At 59.1% G+C, this 20,977-nt stretch carries 15 protein-coding genes; 3 read left to right on the top strand and 12 right to left on the bottom strand.

Translation table 11 applies throughout. From position 1 onward, the window contains the following. Position 1: 1 nt before the first annotated feature. Genes ACP92_RS11910 through ACP92_RS11895 form a run of 4 tightly spaced genes read right to left on the bottom strand, consistent with a single transcriptional unit; the run spans position 2 to position 4,436 of the window. Positions 2-1,144 carry an ABC transporter permease gene (locus tag ACP92_RS11910; RefSeq protein WP_041310737.1) on the bottom strand — a complete coding sequence of 381 codons (1,143 nt, stop codon included), beginning with the start codon at positions 1,142-1,144 and terminating at the stop codon, positions 2-4. A gap of 18 nt (positions 1,145-1,162) precedes the next feature. Then, entirely contained in the window at positions 1,163-2,608 is a 1,446-nt protein-coding gene (locus ACP92_RS11905) for an efflux transporter outer membrane subunit (RefSeq protein ID WP_048348558.1), read from the bottom strand. 20 nt (positions 2,609-2,628) lie between these two features. Then, a complete protein-coding gene (locus tag ACP92_RS11900) occupies positions 2,629-3,717 on the bottom strand; it encodes an HlyD family secretion protein (RefSeq protein ID WP_013234365.1) in 1,089 nt (362 codons plus the stop codon). Then, positions 3,714-4,436, bottom strand: a complete 723-nt coding sequence (locus tag ACP92_RS11895) for an ABC transporter ATP-binding protein (protein ID WP_013234364.1) — start codon at positions 4,434-4,436, stop codon at positions 3,714-3,716. Before ACP92_RS11895 ends, ACP92_RS11900 begins: the two co-directional genes overlap by 4 nt. Before the next feature lie 409 nt (positions 4,437-4,845). Between ACP92_RS11895 and ACP92_RS11885 the strand changes: the two genes are divergently transcribed. Continuing rightward, positions 4,846-7,131, top strand: coding sequence for a heavy metal translocating P-type ATPase (locus tag ACP92_RS11885; protein WP_171941738.1), 2,286 nt, complete (start codon positions 4,846-4,848; stop codon positions 7,129-7,131). Here ACP92_RS11885 and polX read toward each other — a convergent pair. Beyond that, positions 7,113-8,927 carry a DNA polymerase/3'-5' exonuclease PolX gene (polX, locus tag ACP92_RS11880; protein WP_216665952.1) on the bottom strand — a complete coding sequence of 605 codons (1,815 nt, stop codon included), beginning with the start codon at positions 8,925-8,927 and terminating at the stop codon, positions 7,113-7,115. The two genes, ACP92_RS11885 and polX, sit on opposite strands and share 19 nt — an antisense overlap. Positions 8,928-9,119: 192 nt before the next feature. Between polX and ACP92_RS11875 the strand changes: the two genes are divergently transcribed. Continuing rightward, positions 9,120-11,918 carry an AMP-binding protein gene (locus ACP92_RS11875; protein ID WP_013234360.1) on the top strand — a complete coding sequence of 933 codons (2,799 nt, stop codon included), beginning with the start codon at positions 9,120-9,122 and terminating at the stop codon, positions 11,916-11,918. A 22-nt stretch (positions 11,919-11,940) separates the two neighbouring features. Here the strand turns inward: ACP92_RS11875 and ACP92_RS11870 are convergent, their stop codons facing one another. From ACP92_RS11870 to ACP92_RS11835, 7 genes are all read right to left on the bottom strand, one after another. Continuing rightward, the gene (locus tag ACP92_RS11870; protein WP_013234359.1) at positions 11,941-12,759 is read right to left on the bottom strand and encodes a helix-turn-helix domain-containing protein; all 819 of its coding nucleotides are present in this window, start codon (positions 12,757-12,759) and stop codon (positions 11,941-11,943) included. 411 nt (positions 12,760-13,170) lie between these two features. Then, positions 13,171-14,247 (bottom strand): GlxA family transcriptional regulator, encoded by a 1,077-nt coding sequence (locus tag ACP92_RS11865; protein WP_041310734.1) that lies wholly within the window; start codon positions 14,245-14,247, stop codon positions 13,171-13,173. Positions 14,248-14,526: 279 nt separating this feature from the next. After that, complete coding sequence (locus ACP92_RS11860) at positions 14,527-15,213, bottom strand: hypothetical protein (protein ID WP_013234356.1); 687 nt, start codon at positions 15,211-15,213, stop codon at positions 14,527-14,529. A gap of 68 nt (positions 15,214-15,281) precedes the next feature. Then, entirely contained in the window at positions 15,282-15,857 is a 576-nt protein-coding gene (locus ACP92_RS11855; protein ID WP_013234355.1) for a hypothetical protein, read from the bottom strand. A gap of 399 nt (positions 15,858-16,256) precedes the next feature. Further along, positions 16,257-18,818, bottom strand: coding sequence for a cation-translocating P-type ATPase (locus ACP92_RS11845; protein ID WP_013234354.1), 2,562 nt, complete (start codon positions 18,816-18,818; stop codon positions 16,257-16,259). 95 nt (positions 18,819-18,913) lie between these two features. Beyond that, on the bottom strand, positions 18,914-19,264 hold the full coding sequence (locus ACP92_RS11840) for a hypothetical protein (RefSeq protein WP_013234353.1): 351 nt from the start codon (positions 19,262-19,264) through the stop codon (positions 18,914-18,916). A gap of 280 nt (positions 19,265-19,544) precedes the next feature. Continuing rightward, positions 19,545-19,904, bottom strand: coding sequence for a nuclear transport factor 2 family protein (locus ACP92_RS11835; protein ID WP_013234352.1), 360 nt, complete (start codon positions 19,902-19,904; stop codon positions 19,545-19,547). A 712-nt stretch (positions 19,905-20,616) separates the two neighbouring features. Between ACP92_RS11835 and ACP92_RS11830 the strand changes: the two genes are divergently transcribed. Continuing rightward, the gene (locus ACP92_RS11830; RefSeq protein WP_240727347.1) at positions 20,617-20,976 is read left to right on the top strand and encodes a hypothetical protein; all 360 of its coding nucleotides are present in this window, start codon (positions 20,617-20,619) and stop codon (positions 20,974-20,976) included. The last annotated feature ends 1 nt before the right edge of the window (position 20,977 follow it).

Genomic DNA, 20,977 nt, shown 5'->3' with positions numbered 1-20,977 from the left:
GTCAGCTACGGAAGATGTCGAAGGGTTCGATCTTCAGTACACGACGGATAGCAAACCAGCTCGACACTGCGGCAATAATGATCACCATGCACAGGGCCAGCGCCAGGTTCAGGAAGGTAATCATGGCGGCGTAATTGGGCAGGACCGTGCGCACCAGGGTCACCGTGATGGTGACCAGCCCGATCCCCAGTCCGAATCCTGTCATCGAGGTCAATAAGGCCATGCCCAGGATCATCACGATCAAATCCGACCCCTTGGCGCCGATGGCCTTGAGCGCACCGAACTTCTCCACGTTCTCCGTGATGAAGCTATAGAAAGTCTGCCCGGAAATGGACAGACCGACCAAAAAGCTGATGACTGTCATGAGCAAGATGTTGGTGCCGATGCCCGTCTTGTAGGTATAGAAATCGGTGATGCGCTTGCTGAATTCTTCGCGGGTAAGCGCAAGGTAGCCGAGCTGGCTCACGTTGCGCTTGATATTGGCGATCGCCTCGGCATTGCTGGGTTTCACCAGGATGTAGGAGAGCGTAAAGCGGGTGGACGGAATGTATTCGATAGCCCGGCTATAGGTGGTGTAGAGCGTTGGGACGCCGTTCAGACCGTTGGAGGCCACCTTGGCGATGCCGGCAATCACTCCGCGATGATCGTTCAGCTCGAAGGTGCTGCCCAAGGCGGGATTTTCCAGCTTGCCGTATTCGGCGTCGTTGACCACAAAGAATGAATCGTCGGCATAGATGTCCTGCAGCTGACCTTGCTCAAGCTCAGGGCGTCCGAACAGGCTGGCGTCATCCAGGCCGACGACCGTGACGCCCTGATAGGTGCCGCTAGCGAGCCTGAGTTGCGCACCTCCGATGAACAAGGGCAAGGCATACTCGACGCCCTCCATGCTGCGCATGATGTCCAGCAGATAGTCCGGCAGCGGTACCGAACTGGTGGGGGTATTGACCGCCGGATCAATGATCCACATTGCTGCGCCGATGTTGGTGACCGTGGAATGCGCCCGGTTGAGAATGCCGGCGAACATTGCGGTCATCTGCGTCATCAGGAAGACCGCAAAGGAGATCCCGATCAGCAGTGCGCTGAACTTGGTCTTGTCGCTGATCAGCAGTTTGAGACCTATCCTCAGGATGCCGCTCTTCTTCATGTTTTTTCTCATGCTCATTCAGCGCCGCTGCGCAGCCGTATCGAGCCATCCGCCGCCCGAGGCCACCAGCAGGGCGACGGTATCCTGGTAGCGCTGGACCGTCGCCTGCAAGCTGGCGATGGCTGCGCTGCGGTATTGCACCTCATAGAGCAGCATGTCGGCATAGGATGAGAGTCCAGCGCTATAACTGGCCCGTTGCAGCAGAAGGGTGTCATAGGCATAGCGCGCTGCGGCGGATTGCGCACTGACGATATGTCCGTCGGCCTGCAATGCCCGCAGCGCGTCGGCAACCTGCTCGAAGGCTGTCAGGACAGTCTGCTGGTATTCCGACTGGCTAGCTTCAAATGCATTGACTGCGGCGTCACGCTGGGCCCGCAATCTTCCGCCGTTGAACAATGGCGTGCTCAGCGATGGCCCGAAGCTCCATAACGATGTAGCCGGCCCGGTCAGCTGCGACAGATTGCGCGCGGCCACGCCGTAGGTGGCCGTCAGTTCCAGGCTGGGATACTGCGCAGCGCTGGACATCCCGATGGCGGCGCTGGCGGCGTGCATCCGCGCCTCTGCGGCAAGGATGTCAGGACGCCGGCGCACCAATGCGGAGGGCAGGCTGACCGGAATGTCAGAGGGCAGATGCAGATCAGCGAGGACGAGCTCTGGCAGACTGGCCTGCGCAGGGAATTCCCCCTGCAATTGCGCCAGCAGATGTTCGATTTGATAGAGGCGCTGGGTCAGTTGCGCGAGCAGGGCCTGGTTTCCTGCGAGCAGACTGGCTTGACTGAGCAGGTCTGCCAGCGGGGCGACGCCCGTGTCGACCCTGGCCTGGATCGCCTCCAACTGCAGCTCCTCCAGGGCGATGATCTGCCGGACCAGGCTGATCTGGCTGAGATAGCCGGCTCGCGCTATGTAGGCATTGACGACGTTGGCTGTCAGGGTCAGGTAGGCTGCATGATGAAGCTGCTGCTGCACGTCCACCATCGCCTCGAGCTGTTCCAGCGTGCGCCGCTTTTCCCCGAAGAGATCGATTGCATAACTGACCGCGCCACTGAGTGTGGCGACACTGAAGACTTTGTCCGGTGCACTTGAGCCTTGCACCAGGGAGGCGCTGCGGGTACGCTCGGCCATCATGTTGGCGTCGAGTCGCGGATAGAAGACGGCCCCTCCGGCGCGCAAATTGTCCTCGGCAAGCAGGAGGTTGGAGACGGCGGCCTGCAGGGTCGGATTCCTGGTCAGCGCCTGAGTGACGGCGGCATCCAGTTCGGGCGAGCCAAACAGCTGCCACCAGCGTGCGGGCGGGTTCTCTCCCATCAGCAGTTGCTGCGACATGTCAGGCTCCGACATCCTGTCGAGAAGCACCGGATCACGTGTATATTGGCTGACCCTGGGTGGCGTCGGCGCGACAAAATCCGGGCCCACCAAGCAGCCTGCCTGGGTGGCCAGCAGCATCCATGCCAGCCATTTGCGCATGAGCGAAACCGGTAGATTCATCATTTTTTCTGCCCAATGAACACATCAACCAATTGGCCGGGATAGACTTTGATCCGACCATCGGCGCGGAAGCGAAAGAGAATAGGCAGCACTCGCAGGTCCACGCGCTCCTGGCGCTGGTTCGATAGAGCGATCTTTGGCGAGACGTAAGGCTGAATGCGGACGAACTGGAGCGGCATCATGATGTCGCTGCCGCGCAGCGCCATCCTGGCATCGATGCGCTCGACCGGGGGCAGGCGCGAGACCAGCATCTCATCGACGTAGCAGCGCACCGCGAGATACTCCTGAACCGACCCCATGAGTACAGGCGGAGCCATGGCTTGGGTATATCCATCGTAGACGCCCTGCGCAGAGACGTAGGAGCCTGGCGCGACATTGAGGGCCAGTACGATCCCGTCCCCGCTTGCCCGTATCGTGTATTTCTGCAGCAGGGCCGTGGCAGCATCGTAGCTTTGCGTCAACGCCTCCACCTGCCGCTGCTGAGAAAGAAGATCGTAGCTCCAGCTACCGGCCCTGATCAGCTCATATTGTCGTTGCGCCACCTCCAGGCTGGCCTGTGCCTGGCGCCATGCATTCTCGGCCGTATCGAGCGCGTCCTTGCTGATCGTGCGGGCGTCCAGCTCTGCCATGGCCCGGCGCTTTTCGAACTGATCCTGAGCAGTCTTGCGGTTGGCGTCCGCCGCCACTACCTGGGCGCGGGCCACTGCCAGCGCTTCGGGACGTGGCTGGGCCTTGAGCTGAGCCAGTTGCGCCTGCGCCGCTTCAGCCTGCAGACGGGCCTGCTCGGTGCTTGCACGCTGCACGGTATCATCAAGCATGATCAGGACAGCGCCTGAGCTGACGTGCTGCCCCTCATGGACCAAGACGCGGATCACGCGGCCGGGCAATTCGGGATAGACCGGGATATTGACTCCGCCGCCTTGTTCGCTTTCGATGATGCCGTTGGCATGGATGGCATTCCCATACGGGTTGGCGATGGGAGCGAAGGCAGGGGGTTGCGGCTTTCGCTCCTGGCTGAACAGCCAGGCGACGACCAGCCCGATGACCAGGCCCACGCCAGCCAGGACGAAGATGGCCCGGCTTTTCATCGCAGTTCCTTGTCCAGGCCGGTCACCTTGCCGTCGGCCATATGGACGATGCGGTCTGCGAATTCGCTGATTCGCGGATCATGGGTCACGATCAGGATGCAGCGCCGCGGATTGAGGATCTTCTCTCGCAGAAACGCGATGATCATGCGCCCGGTATCTCCATCGAGCGAGGCCGTTGGTTCGTCAAGAATGAGAATGGGAGGCGAGGAGACAATGGCGCGAGCAATGGCGACCCGTTGTTGTTCGCCGCCGGAAAGCTTGAGGGGAAAGACATCGCCGCAGCCTTTCAGTCCCACCACGTCAAGAAACATGTTGGCCGATGCAAGCGCGGACTTCCAATCGACGTTTTTCAATATCAGAGGAATAGCGACATTCTCGGCACTGGTCAGTCTCGGGAAAAGATGGTAGTCCTGAAAAACGAAACCGATGGTGTTGAGGCGAAAGTCGGCGAGCTGGTCCTCTGGCAAATTCCAGAGGTCGACGCCATTGACCCTGACAACGCCGCCGTCCGGGCGAAGAATGCCGGAGATGATACTCAGGAAAGTGGTCTTGCCACTGCCCGAAGGGCCGACGATGAACAGGATCTCGCCGAAGGCTGCCGACAGGCAAGCATGGTCGATGGCGAGCACCCGTGCGTTACCTTGGCCGAAATACTTGACCAGCCTGTCGGCGACGACAGCGTCCGGCCTCGTGGCGAACGACTCGACTTTGTCCGGCATCATCTCTCCTGCCACAGGCTGCATGCGCGCCCCTGCTGTGAAGGTGGACTTCCAGATTCGGGAGTGCGTCGGATGCATGCGTGCCAGTGGATCTTCTCCCATCTCTCCGAGCGGACCAGACGGACTGGAAGTAGGCTCTGGTTGAAGATGATGGAACAGCATGGCGATGCAGAAATGACGTACGTCAAGAAATCCGTGTTGCACAAGGCTGAGCAAGCAGGGCAACGTCGTCCCCGACAGGACCGGTCTGCTGGTTGGAACATCTGCCCGCTTGGCCGCAGCCTTTTCGCTGGATTCGCCCAATTCCCTTTGACCTGGATCAGAGGGAAGGGCCCGCAGGACATCTAATCTGGAAAGATATTGCTCTTCGTTGCGTCCCCTATCCATTTCCCTCGCGAGAGGCTTGCCTATGAGTGTCAGCAATCGACTTTATCAGGCCATCCTCGTCTTCTGCGCCGTCACCTTGGCAGTGGGCATCCTGGGCCGATGGATGGGCCTGCAAGCGCTGGCGCAATGGGCCTGGCTGGCGGGTCCGCTTGTCGTGCTGATGGCGGTGCTGGCCGATACCGCGATGGCGATGCGGCGCGGAGGCATGAAGCTCGACCTCATCGCGCTGGTCTCGATCGCGGGCGCCGTCCTGTTGCGCGAAGACCTGGTGGCGGCGGTCATCGCGTTGATGTTTGCGGGCGGCCGCGCGTTGGAAAGTGTTGCGCAGAGGCGCGCGCAGCAGGAAATGTCCGCCTTGCTCGGCAAGGCGCCCCATGTCGCCAATCGCTACGAGGGAGAACGCATCGTCACGATTGGTCTGAACCTGGTCCGACCGGGGGATCGCCTGCTGGTCCGCCCCGGCGAGCCCGTCCCCGTGGATGGCCGCCTGCTTGGCCCCGCCGTGGTGGACGAATCCATGCTCACTGGCGAGTCCCTGCCGGTCTCCCATCCACAGGGAGCGACGCTGGCCAGTGGCTGCGTCAATGCGGGCAACGCCTTTGATCTGTTAGCCACCAGCACCGACCAGTCCAGCACATTTGCCCAGGTACTGCGTCTGGTCCAGGCTGCCCAGGCGTCCCAGGCGCCGGCGGCAAGGATGGCGGACCGCTATGCCTTGCTGTTCATCCCGCTGGTGCTGGCAATGGCCGCGCTGTCGTGGCTGCTGACTGGCGATCCCCGCCGTGCATTGGCGGTGGTGGTGGTCGCCACGCCTTGCCCGCTCATATTGGCAGTGCCTGTGGCGATCGTCTGCGCCATGTCGCGATGCGCCCAACGCGGTGTGCTGATCAAGCACGGCGGAGCGCTGGAAAAGCTGGCGCAGGTCCGCACCCTGTTCTTCGACAAGACAGGCACCCTGACCGCGGGAAAGGCGCGCCTGATGAACATGGTGACCACCCCGTCGATACAGGCCGACGAGCTGCTCAGGCTGGCGGCCTCGCTGGAGCAGATGTCCAATCACGTCATTGCCCAGGCAGTGGTCAGTGCGGCGATAGAGCGCGCATTGGTCTTGTCGATTCCGGATCAAGTACAGGAGCAGCCGGGTGCGGGATTATCGGGCCGGGTAGATGGCAAGCTGGTCCGTGTTGGCGCCATGCAATATGTCATCGGCCCCAGCGCTGCGCCGCCCTGGACGAGTGGACTCAGGGACCGTCTCAAATACGAAGGCGGCGCCGGCGTCTGTGTCGCGGTGGATGGACAGCTCTGCGGCGTGCTCTACCTGGCTGACGACATCCGCCTCGACACGCCGCGCGCCCTGCGCCAGTTACGCGCATTGGGGGCCAAGCGTATCGTCATGCTGACCGGGGATCGCCGCGACGTCGCCATGACGATCGGCAGCTCACTCGGTTTTGATGACGTCATGCCGGAGCAGAGCCCGGCGTCGAAACTGGCGGCCATCAAGCAGGCGAGCCGAGAGGGCGTGACAATGATGGTGGGTGACGGCATCAATGACGCGCCGGCGCTGGCTGCCGCTGATATTGGCGTGGCCATGGGCGCCCGAGGCGCGGCTGCAGCGGCCGAATCCGCACAGGTGGTGCTGCTGGTGGATCGCCTGGACCGCCTGGCATTTGCCGTGCGGATGGCGCAACAGGCCCGGAAGATCGCGCTGCAAAGCGTGGTGGCGGGCATGGGGTTGTCCGGATGCGCGATGCTGGCCGCGGCCTTCGGCTATCTGCCTCCGGTCGCCGGGGCGATCCTGCAGGAGTTCATCGACGTTGCGGTCATCCTGAACGCCCTGCGCGTGCTCTACGTGGAAAGGGGAAACCTCAGCGACCGCCTCTCGGCAGAAGATTGCCAGACGCTGCGCGAGGAACACGTGCGACTGCAGCCCATCATTGATCGGCTTGTATGGCTGGCGGACAGGGTGGAAGATCTCTCCAGCGCGGCGATGCGGGAAGAACTGGTTCTCCTGAGCGCCCAGCTTCAAGGCAATCTCCTGCAGCATGAGGCCCAGGACGATGGTGTCTTGTATCCCCGCCTCGCACAGCTGATAGGCGGGGAGGACCCGATGGGCGCCATGAGCAGCATGCACCGCGAAATCTATCGCCTAAGTCGTACCGTGGACAGACTGGCCACCCAGGCGCCTGACGATGAGCAGCAGGATGACGCTTTCATGCTGGAAGTGCGGCGCACGCTCTATGCGCTTCATGCTGTTCTGCGTCTGCATTTTGCGCAAGAGGAAGAAATCTTTCACGGCCTTTCGGCCTGAGAACCGCAGTGTCCGACAAGGTGACTTGGCGAAGACTGCGGCAATTTGGGCTGCGCCAGCCAGCTTCTGATCTTCTCGATACGTTGCGTGTTGATGACGTCGCAGGACTCGATCCAGCCACGACGCGCCTGGTCGATGCCCAGTCGCAGATAACCCAGTTCTGCGCTGTTGCGGGCGCTGGAATCAATGGCGATAAGAACCTTTTCCTCGTGTGCCATTTTGCAATGGAGGTCGTCGAGATCAAGCCGGTCAGGTTGGGAATTAAGCTCAAGCGCAATACCCCGCTCCTTTGCAGACCGCATCACCGCCAGCATGTCCACCTCGCACGGCGGGCGATCCGGGAGAAGCCGACTGCTGGGGTGGGCCAGAATATTGACATGCGGATTGCACAGTGCACGCAGTAAGCGCTGCGTTTGCGATGCACGTGAAAGATCGAAATTCCCATCCACTGCGGCCACAACGATATCGAGCTCCCGCAGGAGGGAGTCCGGCACATCGAGGGAGCCGTCTTCCAATATCTTTGTCTCTATTCCTTTGAGAATCGTGATCTCCGGATGGAGTTTGCGGGCGGCTTCAATGTCGGAAAACTGCCTGATCAAATCATTTCGACGAAAGCCATTCACGCCGACCCTCTGTTCAGGGTGATCGGTAATGGCGATGTATTCGAGTCCCAGCAGAGCTGCCGTAGAGGCCATCTCTATGATCGTGTTCTTGCCATCGGGATAATGGGTATGCACATGCAGGTCACCACGCAGGTCATTGTAAGCAATGAGATTGGGCAGGGCTCCTGCGCGGGCAGCGGCAATTTCCCCGCGATCTTCTCTGAGTTCGGGAGGGATGAATGGCAGGCCGAGGGCTTGATAGACGGAGATTTCCGTATCGCCAGCGATACGCTTCCCATCCTTGAAGAGGCCGTATTCATTCAGCTTCATCTTCTGCGCGAGTGCGATCTGGCGAAGCGCAATGTTATGCGGCTTGGACCCGGTGAAGTAGTGCAGCGCAGCCCCGTAACTTTCCGGTGGGACGAATCGAAGATCGACTTGAATGCCGCTGCCCAGAATGACGCTACCGCGTATCGGCCCTCGCATGAGGACGACTTTGACATCGCCGTAGGAGAGAAAGCGTTCCATCAACTCGCCGCTGTCACTCCCAGTCGCTAGCAGGTCGATGTCACCGACTACATCCTTGAGACGGCGGCAGCTGCCCGCGATCGCTATTCGGTCAATGTGGGTTGATTCAGACAGATAAGAGGCAAGGGCCGTGGCCTGAGGCATTACTGTCTGTCTGATAAAGCCTCCGCTGTGGACGGCCTGCACGGCAATCGCGCTGAGAATGGATTGCTCGGTTTTTGGGCCGAAGCCTGGGATATCCCTGACTTTCCCCGCTATGGCGGCCTCGCGGAGTTGCTTGATCGACGAGATACCCAATGCATGGTTCAGTCTCTGAACCCGCTTGGGGCCCAGGCCGGGGATCGCAAGCAGATCGTTGAAATGCGGAGGAAAGTTCCGTCTGAGCGCCTCAAGCAGGAGGCAGCGACCGGTGGCAATGATCTCCCGTACTTTCTCCTCCAGATCCTGGCCTATCCCTGGCAATTTCGGAAACTGGCCTTGCCCGATCAAGGTGTGGAACTGGAATTTGAAATTCCTGATCGTGCGCGCTGCAGAGCGATAGGCGCGAATCCTGAACGGATTTTCATCATTGATCTCCAGCAGATCGGCGATCTCTTCAAAGATCTTCGCAACATCTGAATTAAGTATCGGCACGAGGGAAGGGGCGGCAAGTTGAGAAGCGATCAAAAGAATGCACAATTAAAATTAATTAATTAATTAATTCAAATTAATTCAAATCAGCTCCTCTTGCGTGATCTAAGTCAAGATCCAAGCGCCGTTCGTACTTAGCATCCAATCAAACAACCTAACCCATGCTTTTGTCACTTTACTGAGGGTCTTCCTCGACTCTGGACCATCCTCTTCCATTGTGAGACTACCGTGCCTGATCCGACTAAGCCATCACCGGAAGACTCGGCCCTGGATCGAGTCCTGCAGCTTGTACAGCAGATGGTGGACGAGACTGCTCCAAACCGCCATTACGTAATCACACCACATACCTCATTCGAAAAAGATCTGGCACTGGACAGTCTGTCGCGCGTGGAACTGATGTTGCGTGTCGGGCGCGCCTTCGGCGTGGAAACATCGCCAGCCATGCTCTCGGAGGTGGACTCGGCACAAGATCTTCTGCGCTTCATAGGAACCACAGCGTCACGACAGCCGCGTGCATCCAGCGCTCTAGATAAGGCGCCAACCGTCGGCGTGCCGGATCATGCCCAGACGTTGCTGGAGATGCTGGAGTGGCATGCGGATCATCAGGCCGGCAAGGTCCATATCTTGCTGATCGATGAACAGCATCGCGAACAGGAAATCCGCTACTGCGACCTGCTTGATGACGCAAAGATGGTGGCCACCGCCTTGCTGCAAGGAGGACTGCTGCCGAAGCAGACTGTCGCATTGATGTTGCCGACATCCCGGGATTATCTGGCCTGCTTTTTCGGCATATTGTTTGCCGGTGGCATACCGGTGCCCATATATCCTCCAGCACGGCTGAGTCGCATCGACGATCAACTGCGACGTCATCACCATATACTGTCGAATTCCGAGGCGGTCTTCATTGTCACTCTCGCTGAAGCAAAACCGTTTGCGCGGATGTTGCAGGCAAAGTTGCCGGGTCTGATGTCCATACTGACGCCGGCAGAATTGAAATCCTCAGCTGGCTTTCTACGCTATCGTCCTTCTCGAGACGACATCGCGTTTATCCAATATACCTCCGGAAGCACAGGAGATCCCAAGGGCGTCACGCTCACGCATGCAAACTTGCTCTCCAACGTCAGGGCCTTGGGGAAGGTATCGAGGGTTAGTCCAAGCGACATCTTCGTTTCCTGGCTGCCCCTGTATCACGATATGGGACTTATCGGCGCATGGTTCGGCTCTTTGTACCATGGCATTCCATTGGTGCTGATGTCTCCGATGACCTTCCTGGCGCAACCCTCGATCTGGCTGGATCAGTTGTCTCGTCATCGCGGCACGATTTCCGCTGCACCCAATTTCGCCTACGAGTTGTGTCTGCGCCATGTCAATGACGCATTGCTGTCCTCGCTGGACTTGTCTTGCTGGCGGCTTGCGCTCAATGGATCGGAACCCGTCAGCGCCACAACGCTGGCTTCCTTTGCGAAACGCTTCGAGGGATGTGGTCTCCGATATCGCGCCATGACGCCTGTCTATGGCCTTGCCGAATGTTCGGTCGGCTTGTCGTTCCCGGTCTTGGACGCAGATCCGCGGATAGACAGCATCTCGCGTCAGTTATTGGCGCGTGAAGGAAAGGCCCTCCATCCAGACAGTGCTGATGCTGCCGACACAATAAAAGTCCCTTCATGCGGACCAGCACTGCCCGGACACCAGATCAGGGTGGTCGACGATGCCGGATTTGAATTGCCATCACGCTGCGTCGGGCGTCTGGAGTTCAGGGGGCCTTCTGCAACACATGGCTACTATCGCAATCCGAAAGCCACTGCAAACCTGTTTCACGACGGCTGGCTTGATTCGGGAGACTATGCTTACCTCGCGGAAGGGGAGGTCTATATCGTGGGCCGCATCAAGGATCTGATCAAGCGTGGCGGAAGAAATCTCTATCCCTATGATCTGGAGCAGGCAGTTAGCCATGTCCGGGGTATTCGTAGGGGGGGTGTCGCAGTGTTTGGCAGCAACGATCCCGAAAACGGGGCTGAACGCCTGGTCATTGTTGCCGAAACCGAGATACAGGACACGAAGCTGCAGGCCTCCATGCGGCGCGCTGTGCATGAAGCTTCGATTGATGTCATCGGAGAGCCGCCTGATGATGTCGTTTTTGTTCCGCCACACTGGGTATTGAGGACTTCCAGCGGAAAGATCAGACGCCTTGCGTGTAAAGCGGCATATGAAGAGGGCAGGGTATCGCATCGCTTCAGTATGTCTTGGCAGACTACTGCAGGTCTGGCGTCAAGGGCCGTCGCCGCACGTATCGCGACGATGGCGAGGACGACCGGCAGGCTAGCTTATGCGCTTTACGCCTGGGTGACTTTCGGATTGCTGACAGCCATCCTGGCGCCAGCCGTGGTCATCTTGCAAAGACCGAGGCAGGGGCGTCGCATTGCTCATCATGGTTCTCAACTCTTGGTGCGCTTACTCGCCCTGCAAGTGAGTATTGCAGGAACCGATCACCTGCCATCCGGACCGCATGTGCTGGTGGTCAATCACAGTAGCTATCTTGACAGCCTCATCTTGCTGGCCGCGCTTCCTCCCGTTCCGGGCTATTGCCTGGCGGCAAAGCGCGAACTCGAAGCACATTGGATCATTCGTCGGTTTCTGCGCGGTCTTGGCGTGCTGTTTGTGGATCGCTCGGACATCTCACAGAGCAGGACGGAGGTTGACTCCATGGTGGAAGCCCTCAAGCGTGGTGAAAATATCCTGGTCTTTCCAGAAGGGACATTCACACGAAATGCAGGCCTCAACGCCTTTCACTTTGGCGCTTTCATGGCCGCGTCAAAGGCCAACGTTCCTCTTGTGGTCGCGGGCCTGCGCGGCACGCGCCTTGCCCTTCGGGATGAGAGCTGGATACTGCGTCGTATTGCGATTGCCTTCGAGGTGGGCGAAATGCTGAAGCCTACCGGTAGCGACTGGACCGCCACGATCCTCATGTCCGCCAACGCACGGAAATTGATGATCCCGCTCACGGGAGAGTTTGACGCGGCCATCTAGATGATCAGCAGGCAGATTCGACTCAGCCGCAGTTGAATATTCGTTTGTCCAAATCCAGGTTCCTCTGGCACGGCAAATTCATCTCCTGCTGTTCCAATTGTTCCCATGAAGTGGCGCCGCTTGCCAATTCCTCCAGCGTGGATGGGGATAGCACGCGCACCTTGCGCACGCTCACGTCGATCAGCCCCGCTTTTCTGAACTTGCTGATGAGGCGACTCATGCTTTCATTGGTCAGGCCCAGAAACAGGCCGATGTCGGTCCGACTCATCCGCAGCGAGAATTCAGTCGAGGCATTGCCGCAGCGTGATGAGATGCGCGACAGGTCCAGCAAGAAGAACGCAAATCGCTGTTCCGACCTGGCCTTCAGCAGGAGGCTTTGCTGTTGCATCAGCGTGACTTCATTGCTCAGTCGCCGCCATACCTGCTGATGCAGCCTCGGTATCTTTCTCGACAATTCCTCCAGGCCCACGAACGACAACTCACATATCTGGCTATCTTCCAGGGCGATGGTGTCCACTTCGTAGGCAGAATGCGAGGCGCCTTCAATCCCCAGCAGGTCCCCGGTATGGTGGAAGGCAATCACGTCCATTCCTCCATAGCGGGACACCCGCACGGTCTTGAAGCTGCCGAGACGAACGATGAAGATCTTGGAGCATTCGTCATGCGCCCGGTAAGCGAACTCACCACGCAGCACGCGCCGCCGTCTGACGACCAGCTGCTCGAACTGTGCCGTTTCCTCGGGGCTGAGGTCGTGAGGAAAGCAGTGTTTCTTGACGATGCAGTTTCGGCATGTCAAGACGGGAAACAAACGCTTACTCAGGTCATTGTCGGACTTGCTCATAGCGGCTCCAGGCCCCCGAGGTGTTAGCACAGCGCGAAGTTCGTGTCATTGTCTGCCGGCAAGGGCAGGGCTTCAAGAAAGCATCGGGCACGTGTTTTTGTGCGAACCGCAGGGCCTTCTTTAAAGATAGTGAAAGCATGCAGGCCCTGGGAAAACGCGCAGGCAGCCGAACTGATCTAGGTCAATTGTGGAACATGGCAGTGAATGCACACTAACTCTCACCGCCTGGATGAGCTTGCGCAAAGGACCGTGGCGGGACAGCGGTGGACTGAAAAGCGGACTGCCTTTCCTAACAATTCAGCAATCAGTAATAGCTGCTGAGGATCTTGTTCCATGCCAGGCGCGCAGACAGGCGCATGGAATTGCCGCTGCGCCGGTAGAAATGATAGAAGCGGAAGAACGGTGCGATTTTCATGATCTGTGGACCTGAAGAGGGGAGCCAACCGAAACGATCGGAGCGGGACGGGGAGCGTTCTCCTTCTTGCGATATTCTCCCGGGGAGACGCCATGATGCTTGCGAAACAGTCGGGCCAGATGTTCGCCGCTGACCAGGCCACATCTGCGTGCGATCTTCTCGATCGGCAGATCGGTTTCCTTTAGGTAGAGGCAGGCCGCCTCGATACGGATCTTGGTAAGGAAGCAATGAGGCGTCTCGCCGGTCTCTCGCTTGAATTCCCTCTGGAAGTTACGTTCGCTCATGGAGACATGATCAGCAGCCTCGGACATATTGATGGAGGAGGACATATGCTCATCCAGCCAGATCAGCGCTTTTTGAATGCGCTCACTTCGATGCCGCTTTTCTCCTGGCCTGATTTCGCTGCCTCTGGAGAGGGAGTGCTTGAATTGATGGTGTTGTCGGACGGTAAGAGACTGCTCGATGCGATGCGCGAAGCTGCTGCCGAGATCATCCTCGATGAGCGCCAGCGCCACTTCCGCACCCGTGCCGGAGTCTGCGGAAGTGAAGACATTCTGGTCCTGGACGAGGGTGTCGCCTGGCTCGACATGGATATCAGGGAATTCCCGCTGAAGCCTGTCACGCAATGCCCAATGCGCGGCCACCTTTTTTCTGTCGAGCAAGCCCGCTTCGGCCAGGACGAGGACTCCCGTGCATAAGGCTGCAATCCGTGGGGCATGCAAGGCCGCCGTTGCCAGCCAGTTGAGCAGTTGCGGGTCGTTGCAGTCCGCAAAGTTGCCTCGACCGTCTGCAATGATGATGCTGTCGAATGCGCGGATATCGTGGTGTTGCAAGGACAATGTCCCGATCTGTACTGAACTGGAGGTGGTGATCATTCCCCCTCTGACCGAGAGCAATGAAAAGTGATAACCGTTGCCTTGCGAAAACATGGAGGAGAGCATCTTGTCGGTCACGAAAAACACTTCCGCGATTTCGGCCAGGTCGGCCAGGATGACTCCCTCTGATACGATGACGCCTATATGCTTAACTGAACTGCAATCTTCGTTTAATTCTTTTGATTGACGAGAATGCATTTGCAAGGTCCTCCGTTGCTTGCAGCAAGAGCTAGGTTTCCCCAGCGCCATAGCCCCCCGGCCTGCTCTGGTCCGGGTTCGTAGGGTTCCGGCTCCATCTTGCTTTGTTCATCATAGCGATACCTGGTGCAGCGCAAAATGTGAATCTTTGATGGGTATCAAAAATCTCCGAGCAATGTCCGGGTGCGTGGTCGATATCCGATGCCCTGACACTGCCGAACAAGACCTGGTCTCACGAAATGAGTTTTCCATCCATCGCGCGTCCCCACCCGAACAGGATCATTTGCTCAGTGACGATACCGAAGCATTGACTGGCAGCTTCGCACTGTCATTGGAGATAGGCGCCAAGCCCAGACGTCGTCGCACGATCGGATCGGAGTATTCTTCGGCCGCCGGAGCGGCGCCAGGCGAGCTGGGGAGGGCGGTCACCCTGCCCGGGCAACTGCGTCCCGTAGCCTCGACCGCCTTCTGATTGGCGGCGCTCTGGCATAACAAGGCCAGCGCGACATCTTCCATCCCCATGGCGCGGAATTCCCGCGAATCGAGACGCCGTACGCAGGCGTCATCGACCATCGTCGTGCCGCCGGTGGCGCCGAAGCCGACGATACTCAGACCGAACGAGGACGATCCCATGCAGGTGTCGGAGAAGGTCGAGGTCAGAGAGGGCGCAGCAATGGCCGGGTTGGTGCGCACCGTATAGCTGCCGCCATAGTTGATGGTAGTGGGAGCGCCGCCACTGGCCGGGTCTGTTGCGCTCGCGGCGCTGCCGAGCGCCCCACCGGCGCCGCTGCCGACCACCACCGAGACGTTGGACGTATTGCCGCTTGCCGACCCGCCAGCGGCGTTGCCACCCGTGGCAACACCGCCCGCACCTCCCGAACCGCCGTTTGCCGTCGCCGTCGTATCGGCCCAGGCCGATGGCGCCATCAGTGCTGTCCATATCAGCACCGCAAAGATCCTGTTCACGCTAGCCCCCTTTCTAGTGAGTGGGGGAGCAGGACTCCCCCGCCTACCGCTAAAGTTGTGCTGCTCAGTCAGTGGACGATTGCCGTTGCGGTCGCGCCGCCACCATTGCCGCCATTGCCAGCTACGGCCTGGCCACCTTGGGCGCTTCCGCCGATCGTGGTGGACACGCCAGCGCCGCCCGCATTGTAGTTGCCGCCAGCCGAGGCGTTAGCCGAACCGGTGGAGGAGGTCGTGCCGCCACCGACTGCTACCGCATTGCCATTGGCGGTCTGGACGTTGCTCGGGGTGGAATGGTACGGCAGCCGGTTCGCGGTGTTGGCCAGGGCGCCGGAGGTGGTCACGCCACCGATTGCCGTGGTCCCGCCGGTGGAGGTCAGATTGCCTCCGGTATTGGCGACACCGCCGGTATTGGATTGGCTGGCGCCACCGCCAGTGGCATTGCCGCCGGTAGTGGCGCCAGCGCTGGCGCCGCCGGCGAGCGCGCTGCCGCCGGCGCCGCCGTTACCGCCGTTGGCGACCACGACAGGGTTGGTGATGCGCGTGGTGGACGCAGCCGGCGGGGTGGGGCGGCCCGGCAGCTGGAATGCCATGGCCGATGCGGTAAAGGTAGAGACGATCATTGCAGCCAGATAAATCTTCTTCATTGCGTGCTCCTATTCAGACGATTGAGTTTCGACGCCAACTGCGGCCACCAGCCACTGCGAGGCATGCATGGCAGCGCGGTCAATATCGGCCGTGATCTGAAGGGGGCATGCGAGAAATGCTGTCAGGACGTGCGCCTCCAGCGCGCTGCTCCGATCTGTGTGATCTCCGGCAAGACAAATAGTAGAGAGACTGACGGCGTCGATTGCGCCAAAACCATGATTGCCATTGCCGCCATCAATGGCGCTTTTTGCAGGAAATGGACGGAGATGTCGTCGCGGAGATCAAGGAGGAGGGCGCATGACATGGCCGCGCGTGGAGTCCTCGTTTTCCGCACCAGGTTGGGGCTGAGACGCTTGGCAAGACCAGAGGGTCATGACCGGTGGAGGATGGCAATCCTGTCACACCTTCGTGGCAGCAGATGGAGTCTGCATCCGGTTGATCAGTAACTTGGCGCATTCGTAGGCAAGCAATGCAAGCGCGCCCCAGGCAAACGCCATTGCAAGGTCGAGGGCGGGCGGAGGAGAAAAATGGAAGGTATTGGCCAGTGCCGGCAGGTACACCGTGGCCAGCAACATGATCACGGCGATAATCGAGATGATGAGCGCTGCATAATTGCCGGGGCAGAATGCCCGGAAGAAATAGCGATCAGGAACAAGGGCAGAAAACATCATCCCGAGATTGACCAAGACCAGCACGATGAACTCTGCTGCGCGGGCCTGGCTGTGAGTGAGCCGTTCGAGAAACCAGAGATATGCCGAAACGGCGAAGAGCAGGGCGACGCTGCCCTGAACCAGAACCAGGATGATGATTCGCGCGTCGAGCAGCGGGGCGGCGCCGTGGCGGCGTGGCGCCTGACGCTCCCGGTAGTCCGATCCTGTATTTTCAAAAGCCAGCGTACAGGCAGGATCGACGATCAGTTCCAGGAACGCGATCTGCATCGGATAGAGGATCAAAGGCCAGCCGAAGACCACGGGCAATAAAGCCATGCCAGCGATAGGCATGTGCATCGCCAGGACATAGATCATTGCGCCGCGCATTCTGGAAAAAATGCGCCGCCCCATCAGGATGCCTTCCACAATGGAAGCAAAGTTGTCATCCAGCAGGATGAGCGAACCGGCTTCCCGTGCGACATCGGTACCGCGCGCACCCATGGCAATCCCAACATGTGCGGCCTTGAGCGCGGGCGCGTCGTTGACGCCGTCACCGGTCATGGCGATGATCTCGCCGTCGTCCTTCAGCGCGGCCACGATGCGCAGCTTCTGCAAGGGAGTAATGCGCGCACAGACGTTGGTCGTGCGCAGCCGTCGAGCCAGCTCGTGTTCGGCCATGGCTTGCACTTCATCTCCCAGCAATACCTGATCTGCGCTTATCCCTGCCTGTCTTGCAATGTTCTGCGCAGTGCTGGGATGGTCGCCAGTGATCATGATGACTCTGATCTCGGCCTGATGACATCTCTGGATGGCGTCCGGCACACCCGGACGCAGCGGATCAGCCAGTGCCAGCAGCCCGAGGTAGCGCAGTCCGAATTGCGCCTGCGAAGCCGGCAGCGCGCCGCTCCAGTTGCAGGCGGCGACCGCGATCACACGCAGACCATGGCTGCCCAGGTGCATGATATCGTTCTGCATCTGCTGTACCTCGGCCGGTGTCAGTCCGCACAAGGACGCAATGGCCTCCGGGGCTCCCTTGGTCGCTACCAGCAAGGGAGCATCGTCGTCACCTTTCCAGACCATCGTCATGGCCCGCAAGGCGGGAGTGAAAGGATACTCTTGCAACAACTGGGTAAGAGCTGGCGGCGCAAAGCGCTTGGCGCTTTCCCCGGCTAGCTGGTGAAAGGCTTTCTCCATGGGATCGGTCGGACGCGGACTACTCGCCAGGGCGGCTGTTTCCAATAGCGTGCGCCATTCCGGAGAGGTGATTCCGATGTCGCTTTCATCGAAATACATGTGGCGGCCGGCGATCATCCCTTGCACGACCCGCATCCGGTTCTCCGTCAGCGTGCCTGTCTTGTCGGTGCATAGCACCGAAATCGAGCCGAGCGTCTCGATGGCTGACAGGCGGCGCGTGAGCACATTGGCGCGCGCCATGCGCCATGCTCCGATCGCCGGAAAGATTGTCAGGATAATGGGAAGCTCTTCCGGCAGCAGCGACATCGACAAGGCGATTCCCATCAACAGTGCCTCGGTCCAGCGACCATGCGAATAGCCTTCGAGAACGACGAGAAGGGCGCTCAGCATCAGACCGGTGACCGCCAAGACCGTGACGATACGAGCGATGTGCCGTTGCATCGGGCTCGGTTCCTCGACCAGTTCATGCAAAAGACTGCTGATCTTTCCCAGTTCGGTCCTGGCGCCGGTAGCGGTCACCTTGGCGATGCCGCTACCACGTACCACCAGCGTGCCTGATCGTACCAGCGTCGCACTGTCCGTCTGCCCAGAGGGCAATGCATGCGGTTCAGGCTTCGTGGACGGGGCGAACTTTTCAACGGGACAGGCCTCTCCAGTCAGCAATGATTCATCGAGCTGCAAATTGCTGGCTTCGAGCACGCCCGCATCCGCAGGCACCCGCGCGCCTTCTTCCAGCAGGATCAGGTCGCCGCGAACCAGTTCCGCGGCAGCTATGCGCATCGTCCGGCCGTCGCGGATCACCCGAGCGGTGGGGCTGTTCAGTACACGCAGTGCCGCCAGCGCACGCTCTGTCTTTCCGCCCTGATAGAGCGTCAGCCCAACCGTAAGCGCAACCATGAACAGCAACAACAAGCCTTCGCGCAGTTCTCCCAAGGTCAGATAAATTGCGGCAGCCGACAGCAGGAGCATGAACATCGGTTCCCTGATCACCTTCATCAGGACCCGCCCCATTCGACGTTGGTCTGAATGGAGCACATTGGGACCGTCCTCGGCAAGCAGGCGCGTCACCTCGGAATGAGAAAGGCCGTGGTGATCATCGTTTGAATCCTGCATCATGCCCCTCTCAGGTGGCGCCTTGTTCCTGCCAGACCAAGCGTGCGCGAGCACGAAACACTTCAAAGCTGCTCATTAGCCTTTTAGTCAGCGGGCCGCTATTTGTTGAACTGACCGGACGCCTTCATCTGATCGCAGACATCGGACGGGGCTGCGGGAAGAGATTTTCCTTGTTCCGCCGCGCGTTCCTGCATTTGCTGGTGATGCTCAGCCATATATGCCTTGCAGTCGTTATAACTGGTGACGGCCATCAGCTTTTTCCGGTGCTCGATGCGCTCCCTTTGGCTCATCATGGCCCAGCCGAACGTATTGTCGCGATCGAAGCGGAATCCGTGGGGCCTGCCGCGCCAGGTGTTCGGATCGTCGCCGAATCCCACGCCAGGCTGCGCGGCGGCCGATAATGCGCTGAGCGAGAAAGCCAACGTTAATAGCCTAAGAGCAAGTTTCATGACGCATCATCCCTTTAAAGTCGATAACGTAGAGAAGTCATTCGGATCGACATCGCCCGCAGCAAGTCATCGAAAGAACTCGGCAGTACAAGCTACGGTAATGCTCTCGGGATGAAGCCGTCTGATTTATATCAAGTTCACCTGGACAAGAATGAACTTGTCAGCGCAATGAAGTTGGTGTCAGCAAAGGGGAGGGAACACCATGCGTATTGCGGGCAGGCATGGCAGCTGCCGGAAATAAGCCCGCTGAAGCGAGCTTATTATTCTGCGGGAGAGGATTTCAGTTTGATCTTTCGCTGTCCTTGATAACGAAAGCTCTTAGCTGAGCCAAACGGCCATTTTTTACGCTCCAAACGTCACAGTAGGAATTTGCGATCTTCGCGCCGTTTTCTTCAGTGGCAATCGTTCCGATTGCCACTACGAAATCGCCGTCTTCGATCATCTCCTGGACGTCGAATTCGGGCGGCTTGGTATATTCCCCAGCCATCCAGGCGCGGACGGCTTCTTTCCCGCGCAGGGTCTCGCCACCCACGGTAGACCACACGATATCGTCTGCGCAGAAAGAGAGGAATCCTTCGTGGTCGCCTGCGCTGATCGCGGCATTCGCCTGGCGCAAGATTTCTTTGTTCAGTCCTGCCATGTTGCCTCCGTGGTTGAGTGTTGAAGTTGAACGGGCAATGTGAGGGAGTAGGCTGATTGGACTTGGGGGCGAGGCTGCCGGTTCAAGCTTTGAATAGCGAAGTGATTACGTAGATGGATCAGGTTGCGCAGAGGAATTCGTGCCCTGGATGAAGAGGACGGTGCCGCCGTCCAGTCGCTCCTGGATCAGGCTGCTCAGTTAGTGACAATGGTGTGGGGTTTTAATAGCTAGCAGTGGAGTTGCTTGGAAGCCATCTGGGATCGACAAACTGCAAACGATATTTTACATAATAAAAATTATGCGAAGTTTCAGGTTCACCGGCAGCACAGCAATTCTGAGAAATGCCGCCTTTTTAGGCGGCTTTTTCTTAACACGGATTCACACTCCGTCCTTACAATCTCCTGACCAAAAATTAATAAGAAGATAATGAAAATGCCAAACTTGCGGTATGGGGACCGCGACGAGTTTGTGTTCTATGCGGACGGCAAGTCCCCGAAGACTCTTGCCCGCATGCTGCGCCGGTCGGAACGATCCGTCAAAGACTGGCTTGATGGCAAATCGAAAATTCCTTGGTGGGTTCCCGAACTCCTACGCTTGCGGCAGATGGAAGCCCGCGAGCGCCATAGGCAAATGGGCTTCACCAGCTTTCCCCGCCGCCTTGCGATTGTCTCAGGCGACGTTATCCAGTTTCCAACCCTGAAGGACTCACAACATGAAAATCAAGTTCCTGTCATCCCTCGGCCTGGCGCTGATCCTGACGGCCTGCGCATCGAGCAAGCCGGCTAACGTGATGCCCATGGCAGGCGGCCAGTACCGTACTACCGGTTTCGGTGAATCCGAGAACGACGCCCAGGCCGCCGCGCTCAAGGCCGCTGACGCCGCCTGTAACAAGCAAGGCAAGCGCTTCGAGGTGGTCAATAGCCAGACCAAGTACAAGGGCGTCGTGAGCGAGTCCACTAACCGTAACCTGAAGGCCGCCGGCGACCTGGCCGCATGGGCTGGCAGCTGGGTTCCTACGCTGTCCGGCGACGACGATTACGAAGTCACCCTCCTCTTTTCCTGCGCCGCCTGAT

Source organism: Herbaspirillum seropedicae, from assembly GCF_001040945.1.
Taxonomy (GTDB): domain Bacteria; phylum Pseudomonadota; class Gammaproteobacteria; order Burkholderiales; family Burkholderiaceae_D; genus Herbaspirillum; species Herbaspirillum seropedicae.
Note: the sequence above shows the minus strand (reverse complement) of the source record. Positions and strands in the feature narration are given on the sequence as shown.